Consider the following 19,612-nt stretch of genomic DNA (forward strand, 5'->3'; position numbering starts at 1 on the left):
GCCGGCTCGTTGTCTCTGATAGGTTGATTTTCAGCACCCAGCCGCAGCCAACGTGCGAATAACCGGTTTCGGGACCGCCCGGGACCTCGGAGGATTGATGACGACCGCCGCCCTGTCCAAAGTTGAGGAAGTTTCCGGCCTGCCCGACATGAAGGTGTCGGTGCGCCAGGTGTTCGGGATCGACAGTGATCTCGAAGTCCCGGCCTATTCCGAAGTCGATCCTCATGTGCCCGAAGTGGATTCCGATTACCGCTTCGACCGCGCCACCACGCTGGCCATTCTCGCGGGCTTTGCTAGGAACCGCCGCGTGATGGTGACCGGCTATCACGGCACCGGCAAATCCACCCATATCGAGCAGGTCGCGGCACGTCTGAACTGGCCCTGCGTGCGCGTCAACCTCGACAGCCACATCAGCCGTATCGACCTCGTCGGCAAGGACTCGATCGTGGTCCGCGACGGCAAGCAGGTCACCGAATTCCGCGACGGCATCCTGCCCTGGGCGCTGCAGAACAACGTCGCGCTGGTGTTCGACGAATACGACGCCGGCCGCCCGGACGTCATGTTCGTGATCCAGCGCGTGCTGGAGGTTTCGGGCCGCCTGACGCTCTTGGACCAGAACAAGGTGATCAAGCCGCATCCGGCGTTCCGGCTGTTCGCCACCGCCAACACCGTCGGCCTCGGCGACACCTCGGGCCTCTATCACGGCACCCAGCAGATCAACCAGGGCCAGATGGACCGCTGGTCGATCGTCACCACGCTGAACTATCTCAGCCACGACGAGGAAGTCGAGATCGTGCTGGCCAAGGCCAAGCACTATCGCACCCAGGAGGGCCGCGACATCGTCAACAAAATGGTGCGCCTCGCCGACCTCACCCGCAACGCCTTCGCCAATGGCGATCTGTCGACGGTGATGAGCCCGCGCACGGTGATCACCTGGGCGGAAAACTCCGACATCTTCGGCGATATCGGCTTCGCCTTCCGCGTCACCTTCCTCAACAAATGCGACGAGCTCGAACGGCCCCTGGTCGCCGAGTTCTACCAGCGCTGCTTCAATGCGGAGCTGCCGGAATCGGCAATCAACGTCGCGCTGAGCTGATCTCTCACGGTGTGTCGTCCCGGCGAAGGCCGGGACCCATACCGCGTGATGTCTCGATTGAAGCGACGCTGATAGTTTCCTGACACAAGAGCGGCCGGTGGTTATGGTCCCGGCCTTCGCCGGGACGACAGATAGGGTCAGATGACCGCCTCCAACTCCAAATTCCGCAGCAACAAGGAAGCACCGACCGAGCCGTTCAAGCGCTCGGTCGCCTCCTGTCTGAAGGCGATCGCAAAGGCGCCCGAGCTCGACGTCTCCTTCGCAGCCGAGCGCCCGGGCCTTGCGCCCGGCAAGGCGCGGCTGCCTGAGCCCGCGCGCAAGATGACGAAGCGTGACGCCGCGATCGTGCGCGGCCATGCCGATTCCATCGCGCTCAAGCTGGCCTGTCACGATCCCAAGGTTCACCGCAAGCTGATGCCCGGCAATCCACAGGCGCGCGGCGTGTTCGAGGCGGTGGAGCAGGCCCGCGTCGAGGCGATCGGCGCGCGCCGCATGGCGGGAGTTGCCAAGAACCTCACCGCGATGCTCGACGACCATTTCCACCGCGGCAAGTTCGACGAGATCACCGACCGCGCCGACGCGCCGCTGGCGGACGCGCTGGCGATGCTGGTGCGCGAGCGCCTCACCGGCATGGCGCCGCCGACGGCGGCCAAGAAGATGGTCGATCTCTGGCGACCGATCCTCGAAGACAAGATCGGCAAGCGGCTCGATCGGCTCGACGGCGTGCTCGAGGATCAGACCAAGTTCGGCGATGCCGTGCATGACCTGCTGTCGGCACTCGAGCTCGGCGACGAGCGCAACGCCGACAGCGAAGACAATGACGAGAACGAGGAGAACCAGGACGGCGACAACGACCAGTCCGGCGCCGAAGGCTCGCCCGATTCCGACGCCGCGCAGGAAATGAGCGCCGACCAGGCGCAGGCAACCTCGGAGGAGATGAGCGAGAGCGCGATGGAAAGCGCGCAGGCCTCGACCTCCGACACCTTCGACGATGGCGAGCTCGGTGATGACGAGACGCCGGGCGAGGCGACGCGCCCGAACCAGCACGGCAGGAACGAGCCGCGTGGGCCGGAATATCACGCCTTCGCGCCCAAGTTCGATGAGGTCATCGCCGCCGAGGATCTCTGCGACCATGACGAGCTGGAGCGGCTGCGCGCCTATCTCGACAAGCAGCTCGCACATCTGCAGGGCATCGTCGCCCGTCTCGCCAACCGGCTGCAGCGCCGCCTGATGGCGCAGCAGAATCGCGCCTGGGAGTTCGATCTCGAGGAGGGCATCCTCGACCCTGCGCGGCTGTCGCGCGTCGTCACCGATCCCTATCACCCGCTGTCCTTCATGCACGAGAAGGAGGCGACGTTCCGCGACACCGTAGTGACGCTGCTGCTCGACAATTCCGGCTCCATGCGCGGCCGCCCGATCACGGTCGCCGCGACCTGTGCCGACATCCTCGCGCGCACGCTGGAGCGTTGCGGCGTCAAGGTCGAGATTCTCGGCTTCACCACGCGGGCCTGGAAGGGCGGGCAATCGCGCGAGGCATGGCTTGCCGCCGGCAAGCCGGCCAATCCCGGCCGCCTCAACGATCTCCGCCACATCATCTACAAGTCCGCGGACGCCCCGTGGCGTCGTGCGCGGAAAAACCTGGGCCTGATGATGCGCGAGGGCCTCTTGAAGGAGAACATCGACGGCGAGGCGCTGGACTGGGCGCACAAGCGCCTGCTCGGCCGGCCCGAGCAGCGCAAGATCCTGATGATGATCTCGGACGGCGCGCCGGTCGACGATTCCACGTTGTCGGTCAATCCGGGCAATTATCTCGAGCGGCATCTGCGCCACATCATCGAGGAGATCGAGACCCGCTCGCCGGTCGAGCTGATCGCGATCGGCATCGGCCATGACGTGACGCGCTATTATCGCCGCGCGGTAACGATCGTGGACGCGGAAGAACTCGGCGGCGCGATCACCGAAAAGCTTGCCGAGCTCTTCAGCGAGACCAACACGGCGCCAACGCAAGCGGCCGGTCGCCCGCGACGCAAATTGCATTCGTGAGCACGCATCCATCCCGCCGCAGCTTCGTCAGCCTCGCGGCGGCGGGATTTTCCACTCTCGCGCTGCCGCGCTTGGCGCAGGCGCAGCTGCAGCCCAAGACCGAGCCGCCGCCGCGCGCGCTCCAGCTCGAGCATGCCGTCACCGCGCCGGTCAGCGTCGAGGTCAACGCGCGCACCATCCCCAATTTCGAGCCGCGCGACCGCTCGCGCACGCGCTTCGGCTCGCTGGATTTTCGCAGCGGCCTGGTGCTGACCTCGCCCTATCGCGGCTTCGGCGGGCTGTCGGGCCTCCGCTTCCTCGACGGCAAGGGCGAGCGCTTTCTCGCGATCTCCGATCAGGGCGGCTGGTTCACCGGCAGCATCCGCTATTCCGGCCGCGAGATGATTGGGCTCGCCGACGTCGAGGCCGCGCCGGTGCTGGGCGCCGACGGGCGGCCGATCACCGAGAAGCGGCTCTGGTACGATACCGAGTCGCTCGCGCGCGACGGCAACCTCGTCTATGTCGGGCTCGAACGGGTCAACCAGATCCTGCGCTATGATTTCGCCAAGGGTGCTACCGGCGCCCGCGGCGAAGTGATCGCCGTCCCGCCGGCCTTGCGCAAGCTGCCCTACAACAAGGGGCTGGAGGCGATGGTCGTCGTGCCCAAAGCGCAGGGACCGGGCAAGAGCCAGGCCCAGCCGCTCGCGGGCACGCTGATCGCCTTTTCCGAGCGCGGGCTCGATGCCGACGGCAACCTCCTCGCTTTCCTGATCGGCGGCTCGACGCCCGGCCAATTCAGCGTGCGGCGCTCGGAGAATTTCGACATCAGCGACGCGGTGCTGCTGCCCTCGGGCGATCTGCTCATCCTCGAACGTAAATTTTCCTGGTTCACCGGCGTCAACATCCGCATCCGCGCGATCCCGCTGAAGGGAATCGCGCCGGGCGCCGTCGTCGACGGCCTGACGCTGTTCGCCGCCGATCTCGGCCACGAGATCGACAACATGGAAGGCATCGACGCCCACGTCACCGCCGACGGCGAGACGGTGCTGACCCTGATCTCCGACGACAATTTCTCGATGCTGCAGCGGACTTTGCTGCTGCAATTCACGCTGGCGGAGTAGAGATCGCGCCGGAACGGTTCTTGCAGCGATCGCGAGAGTCGACCGGAGATTTCGATGACCAGGTTCCTTCGCGTGTTTTGTCTATATGCGTCCTTCTGGATCGCCGCTGCAACACAAGTCCAGGCACAAGACTGGCCGGCGCGACTGATCAAGGCGACCATTCCGTTCGGTCCGGGCAGCGCGGCGGACGTGGTGCCGCGGCTGGTGTTCGAGCATCTCTCCGCCGAACTCGGTCAGCCGATCGTGATCGAAAACCGCGCCGGCGGCGGCGGTGTGGTCGGTTCGGCGGCGGTCGCGAAGTCCGATCCCGATGGTTACAGCCTGCTCGCCCAGTCGTCGGCGCTGACCATTGCGCCCCTGATGTTCCCGAATGCGAGCTTCGACCCCAGCCGCGATCTCGCCTCGGTGTTCATGATCGGATCCGGTGCCAATGTGATGATCGTGCCGAAGGAGCGCCCTTGGAGAACCATCCAGGACTTCATCGCCGCTGCCAAGGCAAAGCCCGGTTCGATCTCGTTCGGCTCGGTCGGCATCGGCAGCGCCGTGCACATCTCGAGCGAGAAGTTCCGCTACGCCGCCGGCATCGAGGCTATTCATGTGCCGTATCGCGCCGGCCCGGAAGCGATCGCCGACATTCTCGGTGGGCGCATCGATCTGTATTTCTGCCCGCTGGCGACCGCGTTGCCGCTGATCCGCGAGGGCCAAGTGCGCGCGCTGGTGGTCTCGACACCGAAGCGCGTTGCCGAGCTGCCCGATGTGCCGACGCCGGCCGAGATCGGCTTGAAGGACGCCGACAGCGAGATCTGGTTCGGCGTGTTCGTGCCGGCGAAGACCCCGCGCGAGGTCGTCGACAAGCTGCACGCGGCCGCCGAGAAAGTCCTGGCCACGCCGGCGACGCAGGTGAGCCTGACAAAGCTCGGGCTCGAACCGAGGCCGATGAAGCCCGCCGAGATGGACGACCTCGTCAAGCGCGAGCTGGCGGCCAATCAGGAGCTGATCAAGGCCGCCGGCATCAAGCCGTAGGGGCGGGTTACGCCCGCATTCCTCCATCGTCCTGGACAAGCGAAGCGCGGATCCGGGACAACAATAGGGAGACATGTTCGCCGCGGCATCTCCAGCGCAATGCATGCCGCTGCTGGTCGCCATGCTGCCCGTGCGGCTGGCAATTCGCCGCCCACCCACTAAACTTCATGCAATCGCTTCCATTTCTCCAGCCCCGGACCCTCGCATGAGCGCCCTGTTTTCTCCGATCAAGCTGCGCGGACTGACGTTGAAGAACCGCCTCGTGGTGTCGCCGATGTGCCAATATTCGGCCGATGACGGCGTCGCCACCGACTGGCACTTCACCCACATCAACAATCTCAGCCTGTCGGGCGCGGCGATGTTCTGCATCGAGGCGACGCATGTCGAGGCGATCGGCCGTATCACGCCGGGCTGCCTCGGGCTCTACAGCGACGCCTGCGAGGCCGCGCTGAAGCCGATCCTGCATTCGGTGCGCAAGCATTCCTCCACCGCGATCGCGATGCAACTCGCCCATGCCGGCCGCAAGGCCTCGAGCGCGCGCCCCTGGGACGGCGGCCAATTGATTCCGGAAGGGCAGGGCGGCTGGCAGACGGTCGGGCCGTCGGCGGTGCCGCACAAGGAGGGCGAGGCCGCCCCGCTGGCGCTGGATGCGGCAGGCCTGAAGCGCATCCGCGAGGCCTTCGTCCATTCGACCGAGCGCGCCGCGCGGCTCGGTATCGACGCCATCGAGGTCCATGGCGCGCATGGTTATCTCTTGCATCAATTCCTGTCGCCGATCTCCAACAAGCGCACCGACGAATATGGCGGCAGCCTCGCGAACCGCATGCGCTTTCCGCTGGAGGTGTTCGACGCGGTGCGCGCCGCGTTCCCCGCCGACAAGCCGGTCGGCATGCGGGTGTCGTCGACCGATTGGGTCGAGGGCGGCTGGGATCTGGCACAGACCATCGAATTCGCGAACGCACTCAAGGCGCGCGGCGTCGACTGGATCGATGCATCCTCCGGCGGCGTCTCGCCGCTGCAGAAAATCCCGCTCGGCCCCGGCTATCAGGTGCAGTTTGCAGAGGCGATCAAGCGCGAGACCGGCCTGCCCACCATCGCCGTCGGCCTGATCACCGAGTCGAAGCACGCGGAGGAGATCGTCGCGTCGGGCAAGGCCGACATGGTCGCGCTCGCCCGCGGCCTGCTCTACGATCCGCGCTGGGGTTGGCACGCCGCCGCCGAGCTCGGCGGCGTGGTCGAGGCGCCGCCGCAATACTGGCGCTCGCAGCCGTCCACGCAAAAGGCGCTGTTCGGCAAGACCACGTTCGGGGCGAGGTGAGAGCGAGTGGGGTGCGCGCGCTGCCACCCCTTACGCATCCGTAAACCTCCTCACCTTCCATGCCCCCCAAAACTGGCCTAACCTCTCCACACTCAACGCCTCGCGGAGGCTGGCCATGCGCTTTCGTTTTCGTAAAACTGCCCATGTGTTCGAGCGCGTTGGCCTTGCCATGGCGGGGGCCGCGTGCGGATTGTTCGTCGGCGCCTATGTCGGCTCGGCGATCCCCACCCTCACCACGCAGGGCTTCCTGCTGCTGATGATGCTGCTCGGCGGCATCGGCTTCTATCTCGGCATCGACACGCCGCAGATGCCTTTCGACGATGCGCACAGCCAAATTGACGCCGCCGAGCTCATGAGCGCCGCCGGCACGCTCTCCGCCACGCTCACCGCCTTTGCCTCGGTCGCCGTGATCGTGCTCCGGCTCGATCCGCACATGGCCTGGACCTGGCTCGTCTTGGTCGGCTGGATGGCCGGCGTCGCCATGCAGATCGTCGCCGGCGCCAAGGCCAGGCTGCGTAAGTAGCTCTCTTTGTCAGGATGGGCCCGCCTGAAGCGGGCGTCTCGAAGGACAGCCGCCGGGAAAAGCTCGCAATTCCGAGTGCCCGTCGTTCACGGCAGGGTTCGGCTTGCCGCAACTGCCTTGCCCGGCACCGTCTCTCTCTCTGTCAACCCGTCATCCGGTCAGGGCGCCGTTCGGAGCATTGCGCGCGCATTGGTCTTGAAGAGTTCATCTTTGCAACACATCTTGTGGCGCCCGCAGGTAGAGGCGTACCCTGCATCTTCTGCGGCTTTGATGCGAGGACCTGGGGATGAGCGGACCGGACGGAAGCAGGCAGTTGATCAAAAAGCACGATTTCGTTCAGGTCAGCGCAATTGCCGGGCTTCTCGCCGCCGCGTTCGCCCTGTCCGGCTGCGACAAGCCGGCATCGCAGGCTGCGGCTCCGCCGGCGCCGGCGGTGACGGTCGCCCAGCCGGTCAAGCGCACAGTCACCGATTGGGACGAGTTCACCGGCCGCTTCGAGGCGGTGGAGGAGGTCCAGGTGCGGCCGCGGGTCGGCGGCTTCGTCAACTCGGTCGAATTCCAGGACGGCGCCATCGTGCGTCGGGGTGACCTGCTCTACGTGATCGATCCGCGCCCGTTCGAGGCGGTGGCCACTCAGGCGGAGGGCCAGCTGTCAGACGCACGGGCGCGAGTGGAGCTCGCCAAGCGCGAGCTCGACCGTGGTCTCAGCCTCGTGCAGACCAGCGCGGTCTCCGAACAGGTCGTCGATCAGCGCCGCCAGGCCTTGCAGGCTGCGCACGCCGCCGAGATGCAGGCCGAGGGCGCGCTGAAGGCCGCCAAGCTCAACATCGAGTTCACGCATGTGGCAGCGCCCTTGACCGGCCGCGTCAGCCGCCATCTCGTCAGCCCCGGCAATCTCGTGCAGGGCAGCGACACCGGCACCTCGACGCTGCTGACTTCGATCGTCGCGCTCGATCCGATCTACATCTATTTCGACATGGATGAGGCGACGTTCATCAAATACAGCAAATTGTGGTTCGAAGGACGGCGGCCAAGTTCGCGCGATACCGCGAACCCGGTGCAAGTGACGCTGGCCGGCGAGACCAAGCCCTCGCGCGAGGGCACCGTCAATTTCCTCGACAATCGGCTGGACGTGTCGACCGGCACTCTGCGCAGCCGCGCGGTGGTGAAGAACACGGATCTTTCGATCCTGCCCGGCCAGTTCGGCCGCGTCCGCCTGATCGGCAGCGCGCCTTACGAGGCGCTGCTGATTCCGGACGCTGCGATCGCAACCGACCAGTCCCGCAAGATCGTGTTCGTGGTCAAGCCTGATGATACGGTCGAGGCACGCCCCGTCGTGCTCGGTCCGCTCGACGACGGCCTGCGCGTGATCCGTGAAGGGCTGAAGCCGGACGATCGCGTCATCGTCAACGGCATCCAGCGCGCCCGCGTCGGCGCCAAGGTCGCTCCCCAGACCGCGCAAGCGCCGGCCGGTGGCAAGTCATGAATCTTGGGCGCCTCTCCATCAACCAGCCCATTTTGGCGATGGTGCTGTCGATCGTGCTCCTGATCGTCGGTGCACTCGCCTACACCACGCTGCCGGTCTCCGAATATCCGCAAGTGGTGCCGCCGACCGTCGTCGTCACGACGCAATATCCCGGCGCCTCCGCCCAGACCGTGTCCGACACGGTCGCAGCTCCCATCGAGCAGGAGATCAACGGTGTCGAGGACATGCTGTATCTCTACAGCCAGGCGACCTCGAACGGCCAGCTCACCATCACCGTCACCTTCAAGCTCGGCACCGATCTCGACAAGGCCCAGGTGCTGGTGCAGAATCGCGTCGCCATCGCGCAGCCGCGCCTTCCAGAGGAAGTGCAGCGCAACGGCGTCACCACCCGCAAGAACTCGCCCGACATCCTGATGGTCGTGTTCATGCTGTCGCCGGACGACACGTTCGACCAGCTTTACATCTCCAATTATGCGCTGCTCCAGGTCCGCGACCAGCTCTTGCGCATCGACGGCGTCGGCGACATCCAGATCTTCGGCGCCCGCGACTATTCGATGCGGCTGTGGCTCGATCCAGACAGAATCGCCAATCTCGGCCTGACCTCGGCCGAGGTGCTCGCGGCCATCCGCGCCCAGAACGTGCAGATCGCGGGCGGCCAGATCGCCGAGCCGCCGATCGCCGATCGCGCCTTCCAGCCCAACCTCACCTTCACCGGACGTTTGAAGGACCAGAAGCAGTTCGAGGATATCCTGATCAAGGCCGGCCCTGACGGCCGCACGGTGCGGCTGCGCGACGTCGCCCGCATCGAGCTCGGGGCGCTGGCTTACAGCACCAACAGCTTTCTGCTGCGCAAGTCGGCGGTCGCGATGCTGGTGACGCAGCGGCCGGGCTCGAACGCGCTCGCGACCGCAAAGAACATCTCCGACACCATGACGAGGCTCAAGGAGAGCTTTCCCAGGGGGCTCGACTTCAATATCGGCTACAACCCGACCGAGTTCATCGCCCAGTCGGTCCACGAGCTGATCAAGACCATCTACGAGGCCATGCTGCTCGTGGTCGTCGTCGTGCTGGTGTTCCTGCAGGGATGGCGGCCCGCGATCATTCCGATCATCGCGATTCCGGTCTCGCTGGTCGGCACGTTCGCGGTGATGGCGGCGCTCGGCTTCTCCATCAACAATCTCACCCTGTTCGGGCTCGTCCTCGCGGTCGGCATCGTGGTCGACGACGCCATCGTCGTGGTCGAGAATGTCGAACGCCATCTCGAGCACGGCCTCAGTCGTCGCGATGCCGCGCTGAAGACAATGGAGGAGGTCGGCGGCGCACTGGTCTCGATCGCCCTGGTGCTATGCGCGGTGTTCGTCCCGACCGCGTTCCTCGGCGGCATCTCCGGGCAGTTCTTCCAGCAATTCGCCGTCACCATCGCCGTTGCGACGGCGATCTCCTGCTTCTGCTCGCTGACGCTCTCGCCCGCGCTGGCCTCGCAGATCCTCACACCACACGAAGAAAAGCGGCCGCCGGCCGCCTGGAACATCATCGCGCGCGGTTGGAATGCGTTCACCGGCGTGTTCAATCGCGTGTTCGACCGGCTGGCGCATGGCTATGCCGGCCTCGCCAATTTCGCGATTCGCCATTCGGTCCTGATGCTGCTGATCTACGTCGTGCTGATCGGCGGCGCCGGCTGGCTGATCGTGACCACGCCGCAGGGCTTCATCCCGGCGCAGGATCGCGGCTACGTCATCATATCCGTGCAATTGCCGGGCGCGGCGTCGCTGGCGCGCACCACCGAGGTCGTGCGCGAGATCGAGCGGATCTCGCTGGATACGCCGGGCATCGTTCGAGTCGCCGCCTTTGCCGGTTTCTCCGGCGCCACCCGCACGCAGGCCGGCAATGCGGCGGCGCTGTTCCCGGTGTTCGACGAGCCCGAGGCGCGGCTGAAGAAGGGCCTGTCCGCGAATGCTATCACCGCCGAGCTGCGCAAGCGCCTGTCCGCGATCCAGGGCGCTTTCATCATCGTGATTCCGCCGCCGGCCGTGCCCGGCATCGGCACCGGCGGCGGCTTTGCCATCCGCATCCAGGACCGCCAGGGCCGCGGGCCTGAAATGCTCGCAGCCGCCACCGACGAGCTTGTCGCCGCCGCGCGCAAATCGCCCTCGCTGCTCGCCCCCTCGGTGTTCTCGCCGTTCACGGCCAACACGCCGCAGCTCTTCGTCGACATCGACCGCACCAAGGCGCAGAAGCTGGGCGTGCCCATCTCCAACATCAACGAGACGATCCAGACCTATTTCGGGTCGACCTATGTCAACGACTTCAACCTGTTCGGCCGCACCTACCACGTCACCGCGCAGGCCGACTTCCCGTTCCGGAAAGAACCGAGCGACCTTGCGCGCCTGCGCACGCGCAACGCTTCCGGCGACATGGTGATGCTCGGCAGCGTGGTCGAGTTCAAGGACGTCTCGGGACCCGACCGCGTCGCTCGCTACAATCTCTATGCGGCGTCCGAACTCCAGGGCGAGCCGGCGCCGGGCACGAGCTCGACCACCGCGCTCAACGCCATCAAGCAGCTCGCGAACGATACTTTACCGAGCGGCTTCACCTTCGAATGGACCGACCTGTCCTATCAGCAGGTCACCGGCGGCAATGCCGGTCTCTACGTATTTCCGATCTGCGTGCTGTTCGTCTATCTCGTCCTCGCCGCGCAATATGGCAGCTGGACGCTGCCGTTCGCGGTGATTCTGATCGTGCCGATGTGCCTGCTGGCCGCCACCATCGGCGTTCGCGTCATGGGCCAGGACGTCAACATTCTGACCCAGATTGGCTTCGTCGTGCTGGTGGGACTGGCGGCGAAGAACGCGATCCTAATCGTCGAATTCGCGCGCGATATCGAGAACGAAGGCAAGCCGCGGCTGGAGGCCGTCATCGATGCCTGCCGCCTGCGCTTGCGGCCGATCCTGATGACCTCGTTCGCGTTCATCCTCGGCGTCTTGCCGCTGGTGATCTCGACCGGCTCTGGCTCGGAGATGCGCCAGGCCGTCGGCGTCGCCGTGTTCTTCGGCATGATCGGCGTCACCCTGTTCGGCCTTCTGTTCACGCCGATCTTCTACGTCGTGGTGCGGAACCTGACGGAAGGGCGGCGCGACAAGAAGCCGGAGGCGATGGCCTGACGTCTGTCTCGATGGCCAAAGACTCCGCCACATCCTCCGCTGTCATCCTCGTGAACGCGGGGATCCATAACCACAGGGAGGAGTTTAGCGCGACAGCGGCGAGTCTTCGCCAAACACCATCCTGTGGTTATGGGTCCCGGGCTCGCGCTGCGCACGCCCCGGGACGACGGTGGAGAATGTGGCACGCAGAATCCCATACTAACGACCAACATGAAATGGATGGGCGCGCGCGGGGTTCTTCACTACTATCCGCGCGATTTCACAGAAGAATGCCGGGAGTTAAACATATGAAATCAGCACTTTGGGCCGCAGCGGCCTCGGCCCTTTTGATTGCGGTTCCCGCCTCCGCGCAAGGCGTCAAGATCGGCATCCTCAACGACCAGTCCGGCGTCTATGCCGATTACGGCGGCAAATGGTCGGTCGAAGCGGCCAGGATGGCGATCGAGGATTTCGGCGGCGAAGTACTCGGCCAGAAGATCGAGCTCGTCACTGCAGACCACCAGAACAAGCCTGACCTCGCAAGCTCGATCGCGCGGCGCTGGTATGACGTCGAGAACGTCGACATGATCACGGAGCTGACGACCTCCTCAGTCGCGCTCGCGATCCACGAGCTCTCCAAGGAAAAGAAGAAGATCGACATCGTCGTCGGCGCCGCGACATCGCGCCTCACCGGCGATGCCTGTCAGCCCTACGGCTTCCACTGGGCCTACGACACCCGCGCGCTCGGCGTCGGCACCGGCGGCGCGCTGACCAAAGCCGGCGGCGACACCTGGTTCTTCCTCACCGCGGACTACGCCTTCGGCTACGCGCTGGAGAAGGACACCAGCGAGATCGTCACCGCCAATGGCGGCAAGGTGCTCGGCTCGGTGCGCGTTCCGCTCAATTCGTCGGACTTCTCCTCCTTCCTGCTGCAGGCGCAGAGCTCGAAGGCGAAGATCGTCGGCCTCGCCAACGCCGGCCTCGACACCACCAATTCGATCAAGCAGGCGTCCGAGTTCGGCATCGTCGCGAGTGGCCAGAAGCTCGCGGGCCTCCTGATGACGCTTGCCGAGGTGAACGGCCTCGGCTTGCAGGCCGCGCAAGGCCTGGTGCTGACCGAAGGTTATTACTGGGATCTCAACGACAGGACGCGCAATCTCGGCGAGCGCTTCCTCAAGCGCACCGGGCGGATGCCGAGCATGATCCACGCCGGTACCTATTCGGCGACGCTGAGCTATCTCAAGGCCGTCAAGGCTGCCGGCACCAAGGATCCGGATGCCGTCGCCAAGAAGCTGAAGGAGCTGCCGGTCGACGACGACTTCGCGCAAGGCGGCAAGGTGCTCGAGAATGGCCGCATGATCCACGACATGTATCTGTTCGAGGTCAAGAAGCCCTCGGAATCGAAGAAGCCCTGGGATTATTACAAGCTGCTCGCCACCGTCCCCGGCGACAAGGCCTTCTTCACCGCCAAGGAGAGCGGCTGTCCGCTGACGAAGTAGGGAAGTGGCACAGCGAGCGCCACACCCTCGCTGTCGTCCCGGACAAGCGCGCCTCAAGCGCGCGCCGATCATGGACCCATAACCACAGGCACGCGTGGTTACGGGGACTCGGAGTGATCAGCTCGCATCACGACATCTTCCTGTGGTTATGGGTCCCGGATCGGCGCTTACGCTTGTCCGGGACGACAGCGGAATGTGTGGCAACGGATTGCCTCACACCAACCGCAGCACCACCGCCCCGAGCGCCCCGACCCACAGCGCCATTGCGGCGAGCGCCTGGATCGCAAAGCCGGTGCCGCGCTTGGCCACGGCTTGCGAATAGCCGATGAAATAGACGATCCGGCCGATGATCCAGATCACGCCAATCGCCGCCGCGATGGCGTCGCTGATATAGATCGCGAACAGCCAAAGGGCTGGCAGGACGATCGGCATCCATTCCAACGTGTTCATCTGGATGCGGAAGGCCCGTTCGAAATCCGGATGCCCCGACATCGCAGGTACCTTCACGCCGGTCTTGGTGCGCGAGCGCGAGACGTTGATGGAGGTGAAGAAATAAAACGCGATCGCCAGCAGCGTGACGAGGGCGGTGAGATGATACATCGTCGGTTCCTTCATAGAAATCGCGCCTCAATAGCCGGTCAGCTCGAGATAGCCAATGCCGTCATGTGTGCCGGCAAAGCTGATCGGCCCTTCCCAGTACGAGAAGCCGGTCCCCATCCAGGCGTTCGGATTGAGCGGCTTGCAGAGGATCGAGAATGATCGCGCGGGGATCGCGATCTGCCATTGCACCGGCAACTTGCGTCCCGCGACCTCAGCCGTCGCCTTCGGCATCATCTGGATGTCGCTGCCTGCAATCATCTGCGTCTCGCCGGCCGCGCTGATCCAATTGCCGAACGGATAATTTCTGCCGTCCTTCTGCCGCAGCCGGTACAGCATCAGCTTGTCTCCGGATGACAGATGCAGCGACAGCCAGTCCCAGCCGGTCTGGTCGGCGTCGAGCGGCTGGCTGCTCCATTCCCGGTCCATCCAGGCCTGGCCCGAGACATCGACCGGCTTGTCGTCGATGCTGAGCATACCGCGCGCGCGGTAGAACGGCTGGCTGTAGTAGTACGAGGCCTGCCCACGCTCCGACTTTCGGCTGAAGCCGCGATCGCCCTGCAGCACGACCGGCCGGTCGGCCTCGAGCGTCAGTGCGTAGCTGAAATCGGCGCCAGCTGCCTTCAGCGACAGCGGCGCCAAAGCGCGGTCATCGGTGCGGTCAAAACTCTTCATCTCCCAATCGTCAATCCAGGCATCGAACGGTTTTGCCGTCACGCCGGCTTGCCCGACGCCACCCCGTGAAAACGTTTCAGAGAAGCGGTGAGTGTCGGCGCGCGTCACCGCGGCATGCGCCATCCACACCTGTTGATTGGCCCAGCCCTCGCCTTGCGGACCTGGCTGCGCCGCCTGGCGGAACAGCGTCCATTGCAGGCCGCACGCCGCGCCGCGCGCGTCGACGAGGTTTGCCGTGAGATACCACCACTCGATACGAAACTGCGGATGCGGTCCGTGATCTTCGGGGAAGGTGAATGTCTTTCCCGGCGTTACCTTTGTAAACCCATCGGCGGTCTCGGCGAGTCCGGCATAGCCCTGCGCGCCGGCGCGGCGCGGGAGGGCGAGGGCGACGATGCCACCGGCGAAGGCGCGCCGCGTGATTGCTTCAGCGCTCATTGGCAAACACCTTGACGAGGTTCGCCGGTTGCATCCGCGCCAGCCGCACCATCGGGAGCAGCGCCGCAAGCAGCGAGGCGAAGAGCGCCACCGCGACCAGCTCCACCAGATGCAACGGAAAGACGTGGAACGGCAGCCGCCAGCCGAAAGCTTTCACGTTCACGATTGCAATCAGGCACCACGCGACCAGCAGTCCGAGCGGCACGGCCAGCAGTGCCGTGAACAGCGCGACCGAGAGCGTCTTGGTCAGCTCGATTGCGGCAAGGCGTGGCCGGGTCAGGCCGATCGCCCACAGCGGCGCAAGCTGCGGCAGTCGGGAGTTCGCCAGGGTCAGCAGGCTCGTGAGCAATGCGATTCCGGCGACGCCGAGCGTGAAGGCGTTCAGCGCCGACGTCACCGCGAAGGTGCGGTTGAAGATGCGGATCGATTCCGCCTTCACCGTCGCCTGGTCGGCGATTCTGCGGTCGTCGAGCCCGAACTGCTTCTGCAAAGCCGCAATCAGGCCGGGGATATTCTCTCTCGCGACGATCAGGCCGATCCGCGTCTGCGGCGTCTGCGGAAACTGCCGGATCAATGCGGCGACGTTCACAGTGAGCTGCCCCTTGGGGTTGCCGTAATCGGCATAGATGCCGACGATGTCGAGCTCCCAGGTCCCGCCAGGCGCCGGCACCTCGACGACGTCGCCGATCTGCACGTTCAGCCGGCGGCTCAATTGCTCGCTGATGAAGGCGGCATTGCCCGGTACCAGGCGGGTCCAGGCGCGCGGCGCGGTCTCGAGTAGCGGCCAGCGCTCGCGATAGAGCGCGTGATCGGGCAGGCCGAGCAACTCGACCGGCTGGCCCTGAACCTGCGCCTCCGCGCGCCCGCCCGAGAGGATCGCCTGAACATCGCTGCGATCCTTCAGCCAGTTCCGGATCGCGACGCCTTGCGCATTGTCGGACGCGCTGACGTAGACGTCGGCGGCGAGCCGCCCGTTGAGCCAGCCGATGAAGGTGCGGCTGAAGGTCTCCACCATGGTGGAGACCCCGATGTTGACGGCAAGCGCGAGCAAAAGCGCCATTAGCGCCAGCGACAATCCGGAGAGCTGCTGCCGGCTGTCCGCCCAGAACCACAGCACGAGCGGGCCTCGCGCGAAGCGCTGGCCTACGAGCAGGATGATGTCGAGGAAGGCCGGCAGGATCAGTGCCGCACCGAACATCAGCGCGGCCAGCACGCCGAACCCTGCGATCAGTGATTGCCCGTAGTGGAGCAGCAGCACCGCGACGGCGAACGCGCCGCAGGCCGCACAGCTCTGCAGGATCAGCCAGCGGCGTTGCCGCTGCTGCCAGGCGCCCGGCTGCGCCGTCGCCAGCACCGGCATCCTGATCGCCTTGATCAGGCTGGTCGCCGCCGCCACAAGCGCACCCGCCACGCTGATCCCGATGCCGGCGAGCCACCATTCGGGCCGCAGGCTGAGCTGCCCAGGGATCTGCGCGCCATAGAGTCCGCGCAGCGAGGCCGCGACATCGGGCAGCAGGGCGGCTGCGATGAAATAGCCGCACGCGAGCCCGATCAGGCCTGCGACCAGCGCCAGCGCCACCAGCTCGACCACCAGCACCGTATTGACTAGCCGCGCCGAGGCGCCACAGGCCCGCAAAGTGCGCAGCATTGGCAGCCGCTGCTCGAACGCAAGGCCGACGGCCGAATTGACGATGAACAGGCCGACGAAGAACGACAGCAGGCCGAAGGCGGTGAGGTTGAGATGAAAACTGTCGGTGAGACGCTCGAGCTCCGTCTCCGCATTGGGCTCGACTCGCTCTAGCTGCTCGCCGACCACGCTCGCGAGCGGTGCGGGCTTGCCCCTCGGCTTGCCGATCAGCAGCCGCGAGACCTGGTCGGGCTTGCTCAGCAGCCGCTGTGCCACGCCGATATCGACCACGAGCACATCGGGTGCGAGCTGCGGCTGGACCCGCAGCGGCGGCAGCCTTGCGCCGCTGCTGATCGCCGGGGCCGCGCCTTCTGCTTGCTGCAAGCCCCTCAACGTCTCCCGGGCCACCAATGTCTGGCCGGGCGGAGCAACGAAGCTGCTGAGATCCGTGGCACCCAGGCGTGGCGCGTTGCCGACATCGACCGGCAGCGTGACCGGCTCGATGCCGAGCAGCCGCACCGAATGCCCGTTGATCTGGACGCGCCCCTCCAGCACCGGCGACACCGGCCAGCCGGCGCGGCGGAGCTTTATGAACAGCTCCTGCGGGAAAGTCGCCGCATTGGGAGCGACCAGCATCGCGGTGCGCACGCCGCCGAATGTCGCTGCAGCGCGGTCATAGGCATTGCGGGCCTGCTGATTGATGGCCTGCACCCCGCTCCACAGCGCGGTCGCCGCAATCAGGCCAATCAGCAGCGTCGCGAACTGCATCTTGTGGAGCCGCCAATGGCTGAGCAGCACGGCGAGAACCCAGAGCGCGCGCTTCATGAAATGCGCCCCGCATGCAACGTGAGATGACGGTCGAGCGTGGCGGCGAGATGCAGGCTGTGCGTCACCATCAGGAAGCCGCAGCCGGTGCGCGCGACGAGGTCGCGCGCCAGCGCCAGCACCTCCTCGGCGGTAGCTTCGTCGAGATTGCCGGTCGGCTCGTCCGCCAGCAGCAGCGCGGGCTTTGTCGCCAGCGCCCGGCCGATCGCGACCCGCTGCTGCTGGCCGCCTGATATTTGCTCTGGATACCGTTTGAGCAGGCTGCCGAGTCCGAGGCGCTCGACAAGCTCTTTCGTCCAGGCCGCATCATGCCGGCCGGCGATCCGCGCCTGGAAGGCGAGATTGTCCGCGACGGAGAGGCTCGGGATCAGGTTGAACTGCTGAAAGACCAGGCCAACGCGATTCCGCCGCAAGCTGGCGCGTCCGGCATCCGATAGCGTGGTGACCTCGGCGTCACCCAGCCGGATCGAGCCGCCATCGGCGGCGTCGAGGCCGGCGATCAGGTGCAGCAGGGTGCTCTTGCCGCTGCCGGATTCACCGGTCAGCGCGACGCGCTCGCCAGCCCCGAGGTCGAGGTCGACGCCGCGCAGAACATGGACGGGCTCGCCGGCCGAAGAGAAGGTCTTTGAGAGGTTTCGGATGCTCAGCACGATGACGGCGCCGGACGGAATTAACGGAATTGCTGCCTAGCACACCTGATGCGGAAATGCCGGGGTTGCGTTGGCCCTGAAGCCGCTGTTAGCTTCCAAGACGGCCAAATCAAATAGGTACCGAAAAGACATACGGGGAGAATGATGAGCGCTCAGGAAATGCCGAATGTGGCGGCTGGGACGACCAAAACGCCAAAGGGCGCCTGGACTGTTACATTTCTCCTCTTTCTTTTCATGGTGGTGAACTTCGCCGACAAGATCGTGGTCGGTCTCGCCGGCGTGCCGATCATGACCGACATGAAGCTCAGCGCCGAGCAGTTCGGCCTGCTCGGGTCCTCGTTCTTCTTCCTGTTCTCGATCTCGGCCATCGTGGTCGGCTTCATCGTCAACAAGGTGCCGACGCGCTGGGTGTTGTTGACGCTGGCGGTGATCTGGGCGGTGTCGCAGTTCCCGATGGTCGGCACAGTCTCCTTCACCACGCTCTTGATCTGCCGCATCGTGCTGGGGGCGGGCGAAGGGCCGGCCTTCTCGGTCGCCGCGCACGCCATCTACAAATGGTTCCCCGACGAGAAGCGCACGCTGCCGACTGCAATCCTGTCACAGGGCTCGGCCTTCGGCGTCATCCTGGCGGTGCCGGCGCTGAACTGGATCATCGTCAACCATTCCTGGCACTACGCCTTCGGCGCGCTCGGCGTCGTCGGCCTGATCTGGGTCGCAGCCTGGCTCGCGCTCGGCAAGGAAGGCCCGCTGGAGGATACCGAGGTCCTGGCCGTCACCGAGCCGAAGATTGCGTACGTGCAGCTGCTGACCTCGCGCACCTTCCTCGGCTGCGTGATCGCGACCTTCGGCGCTTATTGGGCGCTGTCGCTCGGCCTCACCTGGTTCACGCCGTTCATCGTCAAGGGGCTCGGCTTCTCGCAGAGCCAGGCCGGCTTCATCTCGATCCTGCCCTGGGTGTTCGGCGCCACCATCGTCATCCTCACCGGCTGGATCTCGCAGGTGATGATGGCCCGCGGCTACACCACGCGCGTCTCGCGCGGCGTGCTCGGCTCGGTGCCGCTCATCGTCGGCGGCCTGATCCTCACCGCGATGGCGCATGTCGAGGGCGCCGGCCTGCAGATCGCGCTGCTCGTCCTCGGCTCCGGACTCTGCGGCGCGATCTACGTGGTCTGCCCGCCGATGCTCGGCGAGTTCACGCCGGCCTCGCAGCGCGGTGCAGTGCTCGCGATCTACGGCGCGCTCTACACGCTTTCAGGCATCATCGCGCCGAGCGTGATGGGCACCGTGATCCAGCGCGCCAGCAGCATGCTCGATGGCTACCTGACGGGCTTCACCATCAACGCGGTGGTCATGATCGGCTCCGGCGTCATTGGCCTGCTGCTGTTGTGGCCGAACACGGAGAAAGCCAGGCTGACACGTGGTGCGGCGGCGCAGGGCACGGCGCTGAAGGGCGCAGTGTCGCCGACGTAAGTCGCGGCTCTCTCTTACCGTCCCCTGGAGGGGGAGGGTCGCTGCGCATGTAGCGAAGCGGAATGCGTAGCGGGGTGGGGTGACGGTGTTTCCCCATCCAGC

General features: G+C 65.6%; 14 protein-coding genes. 10 read left to right on the forward strand and 4 right to left on the reverse strand.

Annotated features, from left to right (window positions below; all coding sequences use genetic code 11):
- Nucleotides 1–97: 97 nt before the first annotated feature.
- From cobS to I6F09_RS32055, 9 genes are all read left to right on the forward strand, one after another.
- Nucleotides 98–1,096: a cobaltochelatase subunit CobS gene (gene cobS / locus I6F09_RS32015; protein ID WP_036014642.1), complete on the forward strand. Its 999-nt coding sequence runs from the start codon at nt 98–100 to the stop codon at nt 1,094–1,096.
- A 141-nt stretch (nt 1,097–1,237) separates the two neighbouring features.
- Nucleotides 1,238–3,139 carry a cobaltochelatase subunit CobT gene (gene cobT / locus I6F09_RS32020; RefSeq protein WP_036014640.1) on the forward strand — a complete coding sequence of 634 codons (1,902 nt, stop codon included), beginning with the start codon at nt 1,238–1,240 and terminating at the stop codon, nt 3,137–3,139.
- A complete protein-coding gene (locus I6F09_RS32025) occupies nt 3,136–4,239 on the forward strand; it encodes an esterase-like activity of phytase family protein (RefSeq protein ID WP_057027427.1) in 1,104 nt (367 codons plus the stop codon). Before cobT ends, I6F09_RS32025 begins: the two co-directional genes overlap by 4 nt.
- Before the next feature lie 54 nt (nt 4,240–4,293).
- The gene (locus I6F09_RS32030; protein WP_225189835.1) at nt 4,294–5,262 is read left to right on the forward strand and encodes a tripartite tricarboxylate transporter substrate-binding protein; all 969 of its coding nucleotides are present in this window, start codon (nt 4,294–4,296) and stop codon (nt 5,260–5,262) included.
- Between the two features lie 205 nt (nt 5,263–5,467).
- Nucleotides 5,468–6,580, forward strand: a complete 1,113-nt coding sequence (locus I6F09_RS32035; RefSeq protein ID WP_225189836.1) for an NADH:flavin oxidoreductase/NADH oxidase — start codon at nt 5,468–5,470, stop codon at nt 6,578–6,580.
- Nucleotides 6,581–6,695: 115 nt separating this feature from the next.
- Complete coding sequence (locus tag I6F09_RS32040; RefSeq protein ID WP_036014633.1) at nt 6,696–7,103, forward strand: hypothetical protein; 408 nt, start codon at nt 6,696–6,698, stop codon at nt 7,101–7,103.
- Nucleotides 7,104–7,389: 286 nt separating this feature from the next.
- Complete coding sequence (locus I6F09_RS32045; RefSeq protein WP_225157210.1) at nt 7,390–8,589, forward strand: efflux RND transporter periplasmic adaptor subunit; 1,200 nt, start codon at nt 7,390–7,392, stop codon at nt 8,587–8,589.
- Nucleotides 8,586–11,750 carry a multidrug efflux RND transporter permease subunit gene (locus I6F09_RS32050; RefSeq protein WP_225189837.1) on the forward strand — a complete coding sequence of 1,055 codons (3,165 nt, stop codon included), beginning with the start codon at nt 8,586–8,588 and terminating at the stop codon, nt 11,748–11,750. Before I6F09_RS32045 ends, I6F09_RS32050 begins: the two co-directional genes overlap by 4 nt.
- A 287-nt stretch (nt 11,751–12,037) precedes the next feature.
- Complete coding sequence (locus I6F09_RS32055) at nt 12,038–13,228, forward strand: ABC transporter substrate-binding protein (RefSeq protein WP_036014626.1); 1,191 nt, start codon at nt 12,038–12,040, stop codon at nt 13,226–13,228.
- Between the two features lie 213 nt (nt 13,229–13,441).
- On the opposite strand, the gene I6F09_RS32060 is transcribed toward I6F09_RS32055, so the two are convergent.
- From I6F09_RS32060 to I6F09_RS32075, 4 genes are read right to left on the reverse strand one after another with little or no spacing between them, the layout of a single operon-like run.
- Entirely contained in the window at nt 13,442–13,828 is a 387-nt protein-coding gene (locus I6F09_RS32060) for an MAPEG family protein (protein ID WP_057027794.1), read from the reverse strand.
- A 27-nt stretch (nt 13,829–13,855) separates the two neighbouring features.
- Nucleotides 13,856–14,938 carry a lipocalin-like domain-containing protein gene (locus I6F09_RS32065; RefSeq protein WP_225189838.1) on the reverse strand — a complete coding sequence of 361 codons (1,083 nt, stop codon included), beginning with the start codon at nt 14,936–14,938 and terminating at the stop codon, nt 13,856–13,858.
- On the reverse strand, nt 14,928–17,390 hold the full coding sequence (locus I6F09_RS32070) for an FtsX-like permease family protein (RefSeq protein WP_225189839.1): 2,463 nt from the start codon (nt 17,388–17,390) through the stop codon (nt 14,928–14,930). Before I6F09_RS32070 ends, I6F09_RS32065 begins: the two co-directional genes overlap by 11 nt.
- A complete protein-coding gene (locus I6F09_RS32075; protein WP_036014611.1) occupies nt 17,387–18,040 on the reverse strand; it encodes an ABC transporter ATP-binding protein in 654 nt (217 codons plus the stop codon). The genes I6F09_RS32070 and I6F09_RS32075 overlap by 4 nt, the downstream gene beginning before the upstream one ends.
- 144 nt (nt 18,041–18,184) lie before the next feature.
- Here I6F09_RS32075 and I6F09_RS32080 point away from each other — a divergent pair, with 144 nt between their 5' ends.
- A complete protein-coding gene (locus I6F09_RS32080; protein ID WP_225189840.1) occupies nt 18,185–19,510 on the forward strand; it encodes an MFS transporter in 1,326 nt (441 codons plus the stop codon).
- The last annotated feature ends 102 nt before the right edge of the window (nt 19,511–19,612 follow it).

This window comes from Bradyrhizobium sp. IC3195 (assembly GCF_020193585.1).
GTDB lineage: Bacteria > Pseudomonadota > Alphaproteobacteria > Rhizobiales > Xanthobacteraceae > Bradyrhizobium > Bradyrhizobium yuanmingense.

Coding starts and splice junctions, on each gene's coding strand:
- cobS (WP_036014642.1), top strand. CDS start 98: ATGACGACCGCCGCCCTGTCCAAAGTTGAGGAAGTTTCCGGCCTGCCC.
- cobT (WP_036014640.1), top strand. CDS start 1,238: ATGACCGCCTCCAACTCCAAATTCCGCAGCAACAAGGAAGCACCGACC.
- I6F09_RS32030 (WP_225189835.1), top strand. CDS start 4,294: ATGACCAGGTTCCTTCGCGTGTTTTGTCTATATGCGTCCTTCTGGATC.
- I6F09_RS32035 (WP_225189836.1), top strand. CDS start 5,468: ATGAGCGCCCTGTTTTCTCCGATCAAGCTGCGCGGACTGACGTTGAAG.
- I6F09_RS32040 (WP_036014633.1), top strand. CDS start 6,696: ATGCGCTTTCGTTTTCGTAAAACTGCCCATGTGTTCGAGCGCGTTGGC.
- I6F09_RS32045 (WP_225157210.1), top strand. CDS start 7,390: ATGAGCGGACCGGACGGAAGCAGGCAGTTGATCAAAAAGCACGATTTC.
- I6F09_RS32050 (WP_225189837.1), top strand. CDS start 8,586: ATGAATCTTGGGCGCCTCTCCATCAACCAGCCCATTTTGGCGATGGTG.
- I6F09_RS32055 (WP_036014626.1), top strand. CDS start 12,038: ATGAAATCAGCACTTTGGGCCGCAGCGGCCTCGGCCCTTTTGATTGCG.
- I6F09_RS32060 (WP_057027794.1), bottom strand. CDS start 13,828: ATGTATCATCTCACCGCCCTCGTCACGCTGCTGGCGATCGCGTTTTAT.
- I6F09_RS32065 (WP_225189838.1), bottom strand. CDS start 14,938: ATGAGCGCTGAAGCAATCACGCGGCGCGCCTTCGCCGGTGGCATCGTC.
- I6F09_RS32070 (WP_225189839.1), bottom strand. CDS start 17,390: ATGAAGCGCGCGCTCTGGGTTCTCGCCGTGCTGCTCAGCCATTGGCGG.
- I6F09_RS32080 (WP_225189840.1), top strand. CDS start 18,185: ATGAGCGCTCAGGAAATGCCGAATGTGGCGGCTGGGACGACCAAAACG.